This window comes from Hoeflea sp. (assembly GCF_039975035.1).
Taxonomy (GTDB): Bacteria; Pseudomonadota; Alphaproteobacteria; order Rhizobiales; family Rhizobiaceae; genus Hoeflea.
Map to the genome: position 1 here is coordinate 1 of NZ_JBDWHW010000258.1, position 12,492 is coordinate 12,492.

General features: G+C 51.8%; 12 protein-coding genes. 6 read left to right on the forward strand and 6 right to left on the reverse strand.

The window, feature by feature from the left end:
• From ABJN75_RS23010 to ABJN75_RS23020, 3 genes are all read left to right on the forward strand, one after another.
• On the forward strand, positions 1–222 hold a 222-nt coding region (locus ABJN75_RS23010), incomplete at its 5' end, for a hypothetical protein (RefSeq protein WP_348442012.1).
• A 79-nt stretch (positions 223–301) separates the two neighbouring features.
• The gene (locus ABJN75_RS23015) at positions 302–1,342 is read left to right on the forward strand and encodes a hypothetical protein (RefSeq protein ID WP_348442014.1); all 1,041 of its coding nucleotides are present in this window, start codon (positions 302–304) and stop codon (positions 1,340–1,342) included.
• Positions 1,343–1,366: 24 nt separating this feature from the next.
• Entirely contained in the window at positions 1,367–1,783 is a 417-nt protein-coding gene (locus ABJN75_RS23020; RefSeq protein ID WP_348442016.1) for a hypothetical protein, read from the forward strand.
• Between the two features lie 139 nt (positions 1,784–1,922).
• Here ABJN75_RS23020 and ABJN75_RS23025 read toward each other — a convergent pair whose 3' ends face one another.
• From ABJN75_RS23025 to ABJN75_RS23045, 5 genes are all read right to left on the reverse strand, one after another.
• On the reverse strand, positions 1,923–2,618 hold the full coding sequence (locus ABJN75_RS23025; RefSeq protein ID WP_348442017.1) for an aspartate/glutamate racemase family protein: 696 nt from the start codon (positions 2,616–2,618) through the stop codon (positions 1,923–1,925).
• Positions 2,619–2,623: 5 nt separating this feature from the next.
• A complete protein-coding gene (locus ABJN75_RS23030; protein ID WP_348442018.1) occupies positions 2,624–3,463 on the reverse strand; it encodes an ABC transporter permease in 840 nt (279 codons plus the stop codon).
• Positions 3,464–3,466: 3 nt separating this feature from the next.
• Positions 3,467–4,291 carry an ABC transporter permease gene (locus tag ABJN75_RS23035; RefSeq protein WP_348442025.1) on the reverse strand — a complete coding sequence of 275 codons (825 nt, stop codon included), beginning with the start codon at positions 4,289–4,291 and terminating at the stop codon, positions 3,467–3,469.
• A 137-nt stretch (positions 4,292–4,428) separates the two neighbouring features.
• Positions 4,429–5,721, reverse strand: a complete 1,293-nt coding sequence (locus tag ABJN75_RS23040) for an extracellular solute-binding protein (RefSeq protein WP_348442019.1) — start codon at positions 5,719–5,721, stop codon at positions 4,429–4,431.
• Positions 5,722–5,786: 65 nt separating this feature from the next.
• Positions 5,787–6,779, reverse strand: a complete 993-nt coding sequence (locus tag ABJN75_RS23045) for an ABC transporter ATP-binding protein (protein WP_348442020.1) — start codon at positions 6,777–6,779, stop codon at positions 5,787–5,789.
• Positions 6,780–7,043: 264 nt separating this feature from the next.
• On the opposite strand from ABJN75_RS23045, the gene ABJN75_RS23050 reads away from it, so the two are divergent.
• A complete protein-coding gene (locus ABJN75_RS23050; RefSeq protein ID WP_348442021.1) occupies positions 7,044–7,763 on the forward strand; it encodes a GntR family transcriptional regulator in 720 nt (239 codons plus the stop codon).
• A gap of 507 nt (positions 7,764–8,270) precedes the next feature.
• Here ABJN75_RS23050 and ABJN75_RS23055 read toward each other — a convergent pair.
• A complete protein-coding gene (locus tag ABJN75_RS23055; RefSeq protein WP_348442022.1) occupies positions 8,271–9,194 on the reverse strand; it encodes a Gfo/Idh/MocA family oxidoreductase in 924 nt (307 codons plus the stop codon).
• 211 nt (positions 9,195–9,405) lie between these two features.
• Here ABJN75_RS23055 and ABJN75_RS23060 point away from each other — a divergent pair, with 211 nt between their 5' ends.
• Together ABJN75_RS23060 and ABJN75_RS23065 are read left to right on the forward strand one after the other, a co-directional pair.
• Positions 9,406–10,701, forward strand: coding sequence for an ATP-binding protein (locus ABJN75_RS23060; protein ID WP_348442023.1), 1,296 nt, complete (start codon positions 9,406–9,408; stop codon positions 10,699–10,701).
• A 25-nt stretch (positions 10,702–10,726) separates the two neighbouring features.
• Complete coding sequence (locus tag ABJN75_RS23065; protein WP_348442024.1) at positions 10,727–12,265, forward strand: DUF3369 domain-containing protein; 1,539 nt, start codon at positions 10,727–10,729, stop codon at positions 12,263–12,265.
• The last annotated feature ends 227 nt before the right edge of the window (positions 12,266–12,492 follow it).

Below are 12,492 nucleotides of genomic sequence, written 5' to 3' on the forward strand. Positions count from 1 at the left end.
GCTCGATATCGCAATCGCACGATCATGGGCATTTTCATTTTTGGTGCCGATTTTGACACTCGATTGAATCCTTGCGCGAGTCCTTGGAGCGCATTTTCAACTCAAGGATTCGATTTGAACCCAACAGTCACCCGGTTCGAGGCCCATTCATTTATCTTATTGATTTCTTTTGATCATTCTGGCGCCTCAGCCATTAGTCATTCGAAGTCAAATACCTTGTAGTCCACGTAGTTTCTTGGTTTTTGAGTGAAGAACAGCGCCCCAACTGGGCCGTTGCACAACCAGATCAGGAGACGTGACTTTGACGAACACAGATCAAAAATTCGATATCGAAAAACTAAAGGGCGATGAGCAGGCTCGGATCCAGACCATCGCCGAGACTATCCGCGGACATCAGAAAAAAGACACGGACGCGACCTTTAAACTGGGCGCCTTGATCGACGAGGCGACCGACGTAATTGGCGACGACAAGACCTGCGAGCACTGGTTGGAGAACACTTTGGGTATCACAGCCCGGCATGCGCGCAATTTTCGTGCGGTGCATCGCAACCTTGCTCGGTTCAAGCCAAAATGCACCCGATTGGCTGTCTCGCCGACCATCTTGTTCAAACTCGCCCATGCAGAAGCAGACCAGATCGACGAAGTTCTCAATGTCTTCGAAAGCGGCAATCGACCAAGGGTCCAGGATGTCACGGCCATGCTGACCGGAACCGCAGATCAGACGACTACTGATTATCCTGTTGAAGACGGCCCTGGGCTGACGGGTCTCGCTAAATATGGTGCTCAGGTTCAACGAACCCGGATCGCTCGGCTCAAGGAATTGCTGGGTTTCATCCTCCTGGGTGTCATCGAAGCCTATGAACCCAAACTCCGTGGCAAGGCGGTCGTCAAAAGTCATCTGCGCGAGAAAATCCGTCTGCAAGCTGAAGAGGCTTACAGCACACTCAAGCACATGATTGGCACCTTGCAACGGGACGATCACTGGGCAGCCGCAATCGGGCACCTTCGTCTAGAAGAACCAGACAACAATGGTGGCTGGGCGAAGCTGCTAACCACGCTGCATGGCCTCGAGCGGTTCGAAGAGGTTCCGGCACCAGATGCTCCTGGCTTTTTAAAGGACCGCGCCATCCCGCAGCTCCAATGGGCTCTCGGGCTTGATGATGAAGACATCCAGATGATGTTCGCCAAAGCGGCTGAGAAGAACAATCCTAAGAAGGCAACAAAGAGCAAGGGCACGGCGGCCAAACCAACCCCTCGACCGCAGGTGACGCAACAGCCGATCGTCAACGCAAATCAAGTCCCGGGTCAGATTGCTGAAGGGCAATCTGGAGCCGCCGCGTAACCCCACAGGATCTGTTGAACCCGGATGCGCGCCAATGGCCCCCAGTATTCCTGGAAATTATTTCCGCGCTCCGGTGACTTCCTCATTCATTCCAAGCTGCCCCACGAAGGATCGCCGATGTCATCACGCCCCTCATACAAACAACGACTTGCCAAAAAAGCAGAGCGCCAACGAGCCTACCGGAAGCGCGTCAAAGACCAGAGACGCCCCTCACGGAGCGACATCACCGCGACGCTGTTTCATTACTTCGTTCTCGAGACTGCCAAAGTCGGTAACTGGAAGGATTTCAACAAGGTTATGGAGAAGATAACCGACAGGCTTGTTGAACGCGGGTTTGACAGAACGGCATCGACAAAGGCGATTGATGCCCTTGTCGACAAATACGAAGACGGCTGGGAGTTTCAGCGGCGACGATCCTCAGATCATGACTTCGATGAGTAACGCCGTTCTCATGCCCAGACTCGAGTCCCCCCGTTACTCCCTGGAACGGCGTTCCAGGGAGTAACGGGAATTTCGCGCGAATACTAATACCCAAAACGCTGCAACACACGATTTTCAGCTGGTATCACTATAGTTCCAATTAAATTTCAGACTCATTGTAGCGCTTTGGAAGAGTTTCAATCAATTTGATTGCAGCGGCAACGCCATCAATGACCGGGATCTTGAATTTGGTGCTGAGATCATGAGCAAGATCTGCCATTCCAGCACAACCCAATGCGATAGCACCTATGTTGTCCATTGCAAGGGCCGCTGCAATTTCCGCCTCAATCTTCGACAGGCCCTCGCCGCCTGTTTCTTCAAGAGCCAATACCGGAACCTCGGAAGCACGAACTTTCGAACACCGCGTCATCAATCCGATCTGGCGTAGATTGTCCTTTAAGACCGGAACAGAAACAGACAGTGTAGTTACCACCGAAAACCGCGCAGCACTTAATGACGCCATGTGATAGGCGGCTTCGCCAATGCCAAGAACAGGGATCGGACATCGTTCCTTGAGTTCCCAAAGTCCGGTGTCGTCAAAACAGGCGATGATGATGGCATTGACACGCTGTGGGCCAGCAAGCCAGTTCTCGACAAGTTGGAACAGACCAGGCAGTGCAGCCCGTCCATCTTCCGGCCCTTGAATGGCTGCCGGACCAGCACTCGGATTGACAGCTGTAATTTGCGTTAAGGGAGATGCCGCTGCTTCGGCAGCAGCGCCAATCTTCGCGGTCATCGTTGCCGTCGTGTTCGGATTGATCACCAGAATATGCAATGGTTTGTCGCTGCGTTCCATCGTCCTCACACCAGACCCGACCCGGTATCAGAGCCTTTGAGTGCCTGACGTTTGCGCATCACGGCAACAATGGTCAGGAACGTGCCGATGATGCAGAACGAGAAAACCGTGGTCAGCGTACCCAGCGCATAAAGCACCGGCGATGTGACATTGGTCGTCATACCGAAGATTTCCAGCGGCAATGTGTTGTAGGACCCGGCCGTCAGAAGTGTTCTGGCAAACTCGTCATAAGACAATGTGAAGCCGAACAGACCCACGCCGATCAACATCGGCGCAATGATTGGCAAGACAACATGGCGCACGGTTTGCAAAGGCGATGCACCAAGATCACGAGCAGCTTCCTCAAAGGATTTGTCGAAACGGTTGAAGACCGCAAACATGATCAAAAGGCCGAAGGGCAGCGTCCAGGTCAGCTGAGAACCAAAGCCCGAAGTTGCCCAATGCACTTCCAGATCCAGGATATTGAAGATCAAACCGACCCCCAACGACACCAGGATCGACGGGACGATCAGACTTGCAATGATCAGGTAGAACAGCACCGAAGATCCCCGGAACTTCCTACGGAAGGCCATGCCGCCCATTACCGACAAAACAACGGTTACGCTCATGACCATCAGCCCAAGCGCAAATGATCGGCGAAAAGATCCCCAGATGTCCCCCACGGCCTGCTGTTCAAACAGGTCATAAAACCAGTGCAGCGAGACACCGTTCATCGGGAACGTCAGCCCCCCCTTTGGTCCTTGAAACGACAGGATGCCAATGGTGATGACCGGTCCATAAAGGAAGATTACAAAGAGCGTGAAAAAGGCTGCGAGAACATAGAAGGAGCGAGACCGGGGTTCCATGGATCATAGCTCCTTGCGAATGTCGACAAAGCGCATCATCACGCCGATCATCAAGAGGACGGTGCATAGAAGCACTACGGATGAGGCGGCAGCAGCTGGATATTGCAGAAGCGCAATCTCATTGGAGATGATGCGGCCAACCGAAGCACTTTGACCGCCGGACATGTGGCGCACGGTGATGAAGTCACCCATTACCAGCGTCACCACAAATATAGACCCGATCATGATACCGGGCTTGGCCAACGGGATGATGACATTGGTCAGGATCTGAACGCCGTTGGCTCCCGCATCCCTTGCCGCTTCAATCAGGGATTTGTCGATCCGCATCATGGTGTTGAAGATCGGCACGACCATGAACAGCGCATAGAGATGGACAAATGCCAGAACGACTGCGAAATCAGAATAAAGCAGCCATTCCAACGGCTCATCGATTACGCCAAGATTGATAAGGCTGGAGTTGGCAATCCCATTGCGCCCCAAAAACGGAATCCAGGAGATCATTCGGATAATATTAGAGGTCCAAAATGGAATTGTGCAGACCAGAAACAGGGCCACCTGAACCGGCAATGAGCGGACATGAAAGGCCAAAAAGTACGCCACGGTAAAACCAATGCCCGCACAGAAAATCCAGGTGAGAGCCATGAATTTCAGTGTTTTCAGATAAGTCGCCCAGGTCACCGCGGATGTCAGGTGATAAATATAATTGTCGAATATGAAATCGGGAAAGAACGACCACTCGTTGAAGTCCCAGAAGCTGACCGTCACGATGGTCAGGATTGGCAAGAGCAGGAAAAAACCGAGGACGCAGGCCAACGGCGTTACCAGCATCCAGCTGATACGTTCGGCGCGTTTCGACGGATCAATCTTCTTTGTCTTCGTCATGAGGTCAGGTCTGCCCGGAAAGTATTGATGCCCCTGCCCGGCGAAATGCCGAGCAGGGAAAGCTGGTGTGTTCATTGCTACCGTTATGCGGCGATGAACTCGTTCCACTTGCGAACCATGTATCGGTTTTCGTCCATGACTGCGTTCCAGCAGGCAACGGAGCCCATGCGGTCGTAGAAGGAGCCGCCATCGCGAACAGCGCCGGCGCTTTCCATGACATCACCAAACGGGTTCTTGATGTCGCCTTCAGCGGCCTTGCCTTCGAACCAGAAGCCCCACTCGTCTTCGCTCATGTGGTTCTTCGAAGTTTCAGGCACAGCAGAGTAGTAGCCCTGGCGCATCAGGAAGCCGCCTACCCAGCCGTCGAGGTACCAGTTGATGTACTCATAGGCTGCTTCGAGTTCGAGACCAGAAAGGTTCTTGGAAAGACCAAGCCCACCGCCCCAGGATCGATAACCCTCTTTCAACGGCTGGTAGACACATGGAATGCCTTTGGAGCGAACAGCCGTGATCGCAGGTGACCACATGGACTGGATGACCACTTCACCGGACGCCATCAGGTTGACGCTCTCATCAAAGGACTTCCAGAACGCGCGGAACTGACCATTTTTCTTGGCTTCAGTGAAGATACCGAGCGTCATGTCGATCTCTTCTTTGGTCATGTTGCCTTTGTCCGGGTATTTGTATTCACCCATGGCTTCGACAACCATCGCCATGTCCATGATGCCGATCGAGGAGATGTCGAGGATAGACGCTTTGCCCTTGAACTCAGGGTTCAGCAGCTCAGCCCATGTATCAATCGGACGACCGATAAGATCAGGGCGAATGCCAAGTGTATCGGCGTTGTAGATGGTCGGGATCAAGGTCATCCAACCGGATTCCTCGTTCACAAAATCTCGGCCGTCCGGACCAGATGTAAAGCCGACGGTGTGCGGTGCCGTCCCTTGAGCGATCACGCTCTCAGGTGTCAGTTTGCCGCTTTTGAATGTGCCGACGATCTTGTCGTAGTTCTTGATCTTCGAGGTATCCATTGCCTGCATGTTGCCGGCACCCCAGATCTTCTTGCAGATCCAGTATTCAATATCGGCAATGTCAAAAGACTTTGGCTGCGTAGCAGCACGCTGCGTGACGCTGTCACTATCGAGCGCAGTCATCTCAAGCGTGAAACCCAGATCTTCCTTCACCTTGGCGGCAACTTCATTGATGTTGGAAACACCGGTGCCAAACTGGCGCAGTGTCACGTCTTTGATGTTTTGCGCCCAGATGGTCGGAAATCCGGTAACAGCTCCGGAGCCGATGGCTGCACCAGCGGCGGCAGCGCCCCCCTTCAAGATGCTGCGACGGCTTAGGCCCTTAGTGTCTATTTGCTTGGTCATGAGTATCAGCTCCTGTTCCCTGAGAAGAATATTGTTCCGGCGTCTCTTGCCGGCATTTCAGACGGCTATGCCGCCAAAACGTGGGCATCTTCCGGCTTCCAGGTAAGGAAGACGGTTGCGCCAATTTCGATTGGATTTGCGAAGAACACCTGGTCGGATAGCGCAGCGGTCAGGTCGCCTGCGCTGCCTGCATCCAGGGCCAGATTGACGGACGATCCGAGGTACTCAACGTCCTTGACTGCTGCGGTCAGCAACGCACCGCCGTCACCTGGCTGGCGTTTCATGTCGAGTTTGTCAGCTCTGACAGCAACGGTTTTGCCGTCCGTACGCAAAACATTGTGGCCACCGATAAACCTCGCGACGAATTCTGTCGTTGGTGCGTTAAAGACTTCGCGCGGCGATCCGGCCTGCTCGATTTTTCCGCCGTTCATGATGATGATGTCGTCAGCCAGAGCCAATGCTTCATCCTGGGAATGGGTCACATGAATGAAGGAAATCCCGAGTTCACGTTGTAAGCGTTTCAGCTCCAAGCGCATCTTGATGCGCAAAAACGGATCGAGCGCTGAAAGGGGTTCGTCGAGAAGAAGAACAGATGGCTCGGTGATCAAGGCCCGGGCCAATGCAACGCGCTGCTGCTGACCGCCAGAAAGTTGATCGGGAAGACGGTCCGAGAAGGGCTCCATATCCACTAGGTCGAGCAGCTCCATCGCCCGCTTCCGTCGAGTGGATTTGTCCACTCCCTTCATTTTAAGAGAGAAGGCCACATTGTCAGCGACACTGATGTGCGGGAACAATGCGTAGTTCTGAAACATCATGGCCGTGCCGCGCCCGGCAGGCGGTAGATCGGTGATGTTTGCATTGCCCAACAGGATGTCACCGTCACTGACCTGTTCGTGACCAGCTATCATCCGCAGGGTTGAAGACTTGCCGCAGCCGGACGGTCCAAGCAAACAGGAATATGTGCCTGACTTAAAGGTGTGGTTGATGGCATCCACGGCCACAGTTTCAGTGTACCGCTTGGTGGTTGCGACAAGTTCCAGGTCAAGTGTGTTGGTCATGTGCTCGGGTCTCGGATCGCCTGACGGTTTCGCCAGCTACATCGCAATCACCATGCCAACTTCATTTTATTGCAGTTTTCCGCCATTTTCAGATTGGTTCTCTGGTACCAGCGAAAAGACATAGTAGCCAAGTGCACAATATGTAATCACATCGAATACATTATGCTTATTTATTGTATACAATTATGATTGTACCTCTAAATTGCTGAAGTATGATATCTCCACGCAAGACATTCGCCGACAAAGGCCCTTAAGAACGCAACAATGCCCACCTCAAAAAACGCCCACACCCTCCACGATCTGTTTCAACTCCCCCCAGGGCGAACCCTCGATATCTGCCTGAAAATCCACTGTGCAATACTCGAACACCGCATCGCCCCGGGGACGAAACTGTCTGAAGATGAAGTTGGCGAGATTTATGGCGCCAGTCGCACAGTGGTGCGTGCCGCTTTGCAGGCTTTGGCTCATTCCGGGTTGGTCACGATCGCAAAAAACCGCGGAGCGTTTGTTGCAAAACCCAGCATTCGCGAAGCCCATGAAATCTTTGAAGCACGTGCCTTGATCGAACCCCGTGTGGCGTACATGGCTGCCATGACGATCACCCAAACCGATCTGGAACGTTTGCACGCGCACATTGATGCCGAGCACGAAGCGCTCCATGCCGGTGACATGGGAAAGGCCCTCTCCCTGTCCGGGGCGTTTCATACTGCAATTGCGGACATTGCCGCTCAGCAGGTTCTGGCCAACATGGTCCGCTCGTTGATTTCACGGTCTTCCCTGATCATTGCAATGTACTGGCAGCGGCCGGACACAGCTTGCGAAAGCCACTCGCACCATGCCCTGTTAAAAGCATTCGCTGACCATGACAGCGACGCGGCCGAGGAAATCCAAAAAAGCCATCTGATCGATCTTCATTCAGGATTGAACCTCGTTGAAGTTCAACAGCAGGATGGGTCATTGAAGGATATCCTTCAGGTCGGATGATCGTCATGTAATTGCATGAATATTGTTTCCGAATTCTATAAACAAGTTCGCCGCCGCCTATCTATGCAACAAGAACAAAGGAACTTGGCGTCCGCCCTATCGATCGTGGAAGCAAAAATCTTGCGCCCAGGTACACAATGATGTATCCAACTACATGTGAGACTGTGTTTCGAAATTGATTTTACATATTAAAAATCAAATGGTTATGGAGATTGGAGGTTCGTATCCCTCTCCCGCTACCAAATTTTCCTAATAAAATTAGATAGTTACACAATATCACCTATTCCGGAATGCTCCCAAGTTCGTGAACACAAGTAATCCGCCCCCTTAGACCATAAGTCTATGAGCGCTCTTCAAGTTGTCGGAAATATAATCTCATAATCTTATGATGACGAGGTACTGCCGGATAGTCCAACTGCCTGGCCATGACTGGTTCTCGAAACAAACCTTCCCGTGCGGCTAATCATATCCACAGACCCGACAACCGCCCTTTTGGTTACCAAATCACTAGTAGTGAAACGGATCGGTCACGAGGCGCTCTCCAAGCGAAAAGGCATCGCAGACGTGGATCAGGGGTGACATGTCCATGTCGCTCTTGCCCGACTTCAACAGACTGGCCATCCGGGCATAAAGGTTGGCGTATTCGTTGTCCTGCCCCTGTTTGATCTGTTGCCCACCAATTGTCAGCAATGCACCTCCATGTGAAAGCGTGGCTGCTCCGTCATCTGTATCAATGACAATATCCCAGGACTGCGGCCCTTCCTGGCGCCAGTCAAATTCGGCACGCATTTGGGCATTTACCGGGTTTGCAAAATCCAGTGAGGCCGCGATTGGGGTTGCACGGTTTTCCGGAAACTCCAGTTTTGCAGACTTCAGATGGACCGGGAACGGCAAGATTTCCGTCAAAATCGACAAGGCGTTGATACCAGGATCAAAAACACCCATTCCGCCGGGCTCCCAGATCCACTCCTGTCCTGGATGCCACTTACGCACATCCTCTTTCCAGACTATTTCCAGTTTTTTGATCGTCCGGCTGGAAAGCCATTCTCGCAGATCCGGAACGCAATCGGCGTACCGGGAATGCCATGTCGCAAATATTGAAACACCTTGTTCCCTGGCCAAAGTCTCAAGCGTGAAACATTCCGCCAGGCTTTGTCCCGGCGGTTTTTCGAGCATGACATTACGACCAGCATTTAGCGCCTTTGCAGCATAGTCGAAACGTGGTTGTGGTGGGATCGCAAGTGATACGGTTGTGATATCAGGTCGGGCTTCAAGCAGCTCGTCGACGGTCTTGAAATGCTGGACACCATCGACCGTTGCATTACGGCTAACCACTGCCTCGAGAGAGAACTCAGGGTTATCTGAAATTGCCGGAATATGTTGATCACGAGCAATCTTGCCTATGCCCACCAAGGCAAGTTTTTCAACCATCGTTGCGAATCCTTTAATGCGGCTAACACGCTGTTTTTCGCAGATAATTGACAATACCGCCAGTGTACCCTCAGCCAGTCCCTATTCAACACCTCCATTTCTCACGAAATAGGTTGTAATTGCCGTTTTTTGTTACCTCCGCGAAAGGGATTTGTTAGGAATTGAACCTAATCTCCCGTTGCGGAAGCACAAACCAAAAGTTGGGCTGGGCATGAGCACTGAGGAAAAGTCAGCATCTGCTGAGCAGTCCGAAGCGGAATACATTCGCAAATTGTTCCAGAACGTCTTGGATACGATCCCGGTCAGTGTGTTCTGGAAGGATCGGGATTGCACCTATGAAGGCGGAAACATCGCATTCGCGCGAGATGCCGGCTTCGAACACGCAGAACAACTCCCCGGCAAATCTGACTATGACGCGGTATGGCCTGAGGAAGCACCCAGTTTTCAGCGGGATGACAAAGCTGTCATGGCGTCAGGAGAGCCGCGCTTGAACTTTGAAGAAATACAAACCCGAGGCGATGGCAGCAAAAAATGGCTCCTAACCAGCAAGATACCCCGTACGGACAGCACCGGAAACATCGTCGGCATGCTCGGCACATACCAGGATATTACCAGCATAAAACTGGCTGAAGAAAAAGTCCTGAACCTGAACGAACACCTTGAAAAACAAGTCGAGACCCGGACGAAGGAATTGCAGGCGGCAAACGACAAACTGACTGATACTCTGGACGCCCTGAGTGCTGCGCAAAATGAATTGGTCGAAGCTGAAAAAATGGCCTCTCTGGGCGGACTTGTCAGCGGCATTGCGCATGAGGTCAATACCCCTGTCGGCATAGCAGTGACAGCATCCTCTCATGTGCAGGAGTTGGTTCACGGCCTTGGCAAAAAACTTGAGAATGGCACGATGCGAAAATCCGACCTTGAGGATTTTCTACAGGTTGCTTCTGAAAACGGCACTATCTTGCAAAGCAATCTGGCACGCGCGGCAGAACTCATCAAAAGCTTCAAACAAGTGGCCGTGGATCAGTCGACAGAGGCCACGCGGCTTATCAACCTCCTTGATTACCTGAATGGCGTTGTTTTGAATCACACGCCACAACTGAAAAAAACCGCCATCTCTGTTGATGTTCAAATTGACCCCGATATCAATCTTGTGACATTTCCCGGCGCTGTTTCGCAGATCTTTTCAAATCTCCTCATGAATTCAATGATTCACGCATTTGAAGCAACCCAGACCGGGATAATTCTCATCTCCGCGAAAACGGAGGGTGATCAAGTATCAATACTGTTTTCCGATGATGGCGCTGGCATGGATACAGACTCCGTTGCAAAGGTTTTCGACCCATTCTTCACGACCAAACGCGGCCAGGGAGGAAGCGGATTAGGAATGAATATTGTCTACAATCTTCTTACTCAAAAGCTCGGCGGCCGGATAACACTCGAAAGCGCACCAGGATCCGGAACCCGTTTTCAAATCACGTTGCCGCTGGAAGTCGGCAGTGATTAACAGGGCTCCAGGAGGAAACAAGACTATGGATGACCTATTCGAATTCGCGCCCGAAAACACTGCGCCGGGTGAAGACAACAACCTTTCGAAATCTACCTGGAAAATCGCGATTGTCGATGACGATGAAGATGTCCACACAATCACCCAGCTTGCGCTAGCGGGTTTTGAGTTTGAAGGCCGATCCATTGAGTATGTTCACGCTTACTCCGGCTTGGAAGCCAAGAAGTTGTTCAAGTCTCATGACGACATCGCATTGGTCTTGCTGGATGTTGTCATGGAAGATGATCACGCTGGACTCGATGTGGCAGATTTCATCCGCAACAGTCTTGGCAACACGTTCACCAGAATTGTCCTGAGAACCGGGCAACCCGGACAGGCTCCTGAAAAAGAAGTCATCCGCGATTACGATATCAATGACTATAAGGAAAAGACGGAACTCACGTCACAAAAGCTCTATACGTTGATCTATTCGAGCCTTCGTTCCTACCGGGATATTATTGCTTTGGACAAAGCCAAAGGCGGTTTGGCCAAGGTCATCGAAGCTTCGAAACATGTTCTTGAAAAAAGGTTTGTCGATGACTTTGCAACAGGTGTTCTGGAGCAGATTACTTCGGTTCTGCACACAGATCAGGATGCTTTGTTGGGCGAGTTGATAGGTCTTGCGGCCAAGGAAGATGAAAAAGGCGTTCATGTGGTGGCCGGAACTGGCCGGTACTCCAATTTCTGCGGCCAGGACGTCGCCTCGTTTCTACCGCCAAAAGTAGCCGAGCAATTGCTCAGCTCAGGCGAGGGTAATTTTCAGTTTGACGATAAATACCTCGCTGTAAGACTGGGACTTGATGACAACCGAAAAGTCATCCTGCTGCAAGGTGTTCAGGGACTAACGCCAATGGACCGGCACCTTTTGGATATTTTCGTCAGTAACATGCTGATTGCTTTCGACAATCTGACACTTCACGAGGAAATTCTGGAGACCCAGCGCGAAGTTGTTTATCGGCTTGGCGAAGCCGTCGAAACCCGCTCGCGCGAGACCGGAAATCATGTCAAACGAGTGGCCAAAATCTCGAAGATTATTGCCAAAAACTCTGGGATGTCGAAACGAGATATCGAAATCCTTAAACACGCCTCGCCACTCCATGATCTCGGCAAAATCGCAATTCCGGACAGCATTTTGAACAAACCGGGCAAACTTGACGCCGAAGAATGGGAACTGATGCAAACACACACCGATGTCGGCTACCACATGCTGGCAGATTCCCGACGTGAAATCCTAAGGGTTGGCGCAATGATTTCCAAGGAGCATCACGAAAAATGGGATGGCACCGGCTATCCAAACGGGCTTGCGGGTGAAGATATTTCAATTGAAGCCCGTATTACAGCAATTGCCGATGTCTATGATGCCCTTGCCAGTGATCGCTGTTACAAAAAAGCATGGCCTCTGGACAAGATTGACGATTTGTTTCGTGAAGAAAGCGGACGCCATTTTGATCCGGAACTTGTCAAGATACTGTTCGAAAACATTGAAGAAATCCGGCAAGTCCGGGACAAGTATGTTGATGCTTGAGGTATTAGATGCCGAGATAAGTCTCCCGGACATTTTCTTCGGTACTTAAAAATAGTCGCTGCGGACTGCTTGCCTGCGCCAGCACAATCTATTCGACCTTGATGCATTCAATGCTGGTGAGCTCTGGAGAGCCACCGCGCGCTCCGCTGCCTGCTGCGATCCAGAGCTTGTTATCATAGACACAGCAATTGGTTCCGTGCCGGGCCCGGTTCAATGATGGGCCTAGC

Coding starts and splice junctions, on each gene's coding strand:
- ABJN75_RS23050 (WP_348442021.1), top strand. CDS start 7,044: ATGCCCACCTCAAAAAACGCCCACACCCTCCACGATCTGTTTCAACTC.
- ABJN75_RS23060 (WP_348442023.1), top strand. CDS start 9,406: ATGAGCACTGAGGAAAAGTCAGCATCTGCTGAGCAGTCCGAAGCGGAA.
- ABJN75_RS23045 (WP_348442020.1), bottom strand. CDS start 6,779: ATGACCAACACACTTGACCTGGAACTTGTCGCAACCACCAAGCGGTAC.
- ABJN75_RS23020 (WP_348442016.1), top strand. CDS start 1,367: ATGCGCGCCAATGGCCCCCAGTATTCCTGGAAATTATTTCCGCGCTCC.
- ABJN75_RS23040 (WP_348442019.1), bottom strand. CDS start 5,721: ATGACCAAGCAAATAGACACTAAGGGCCTAAGCCGTCGCAGCATCTTG.
- ABJN75_RS23065 (WP_348442024.1), top strand. CDS start 10,727: ATGGATGACCTATTCGAATTCGCGCCCGAAAACACTGCGCCGGGTGAA.
- ABJN75_RS23025 (WP_348442017.1), bottom strand. CDS start 2,618: ATGGAACGCAGCGACAAACCATTGCATATTCTGGTGATCAATCCGAAC.
- ABJN75_RS23055 (WP_348442022.1), bottom strand. CDS start 9,194: ATGGTTGAAAAACTTGCCTTGGTGGGCATAGGCAAGATTGCTCGTGAT.
- ABJN75_RS23035 (WP_348442025.1), bottom strand. CDS start 4,291: ATGCTGGTAACGCCGTTGGCCTGCGTCCTCGGTTTTTTCCTGCTCTTG.
- ABJN75_RS23030 (WP_348442018.1), bottom strand. CDS start 3,463: ATGGAACCCCGGTCTCGCTCCTTCTATGTTCTCGCAGCCTTTTTCACG.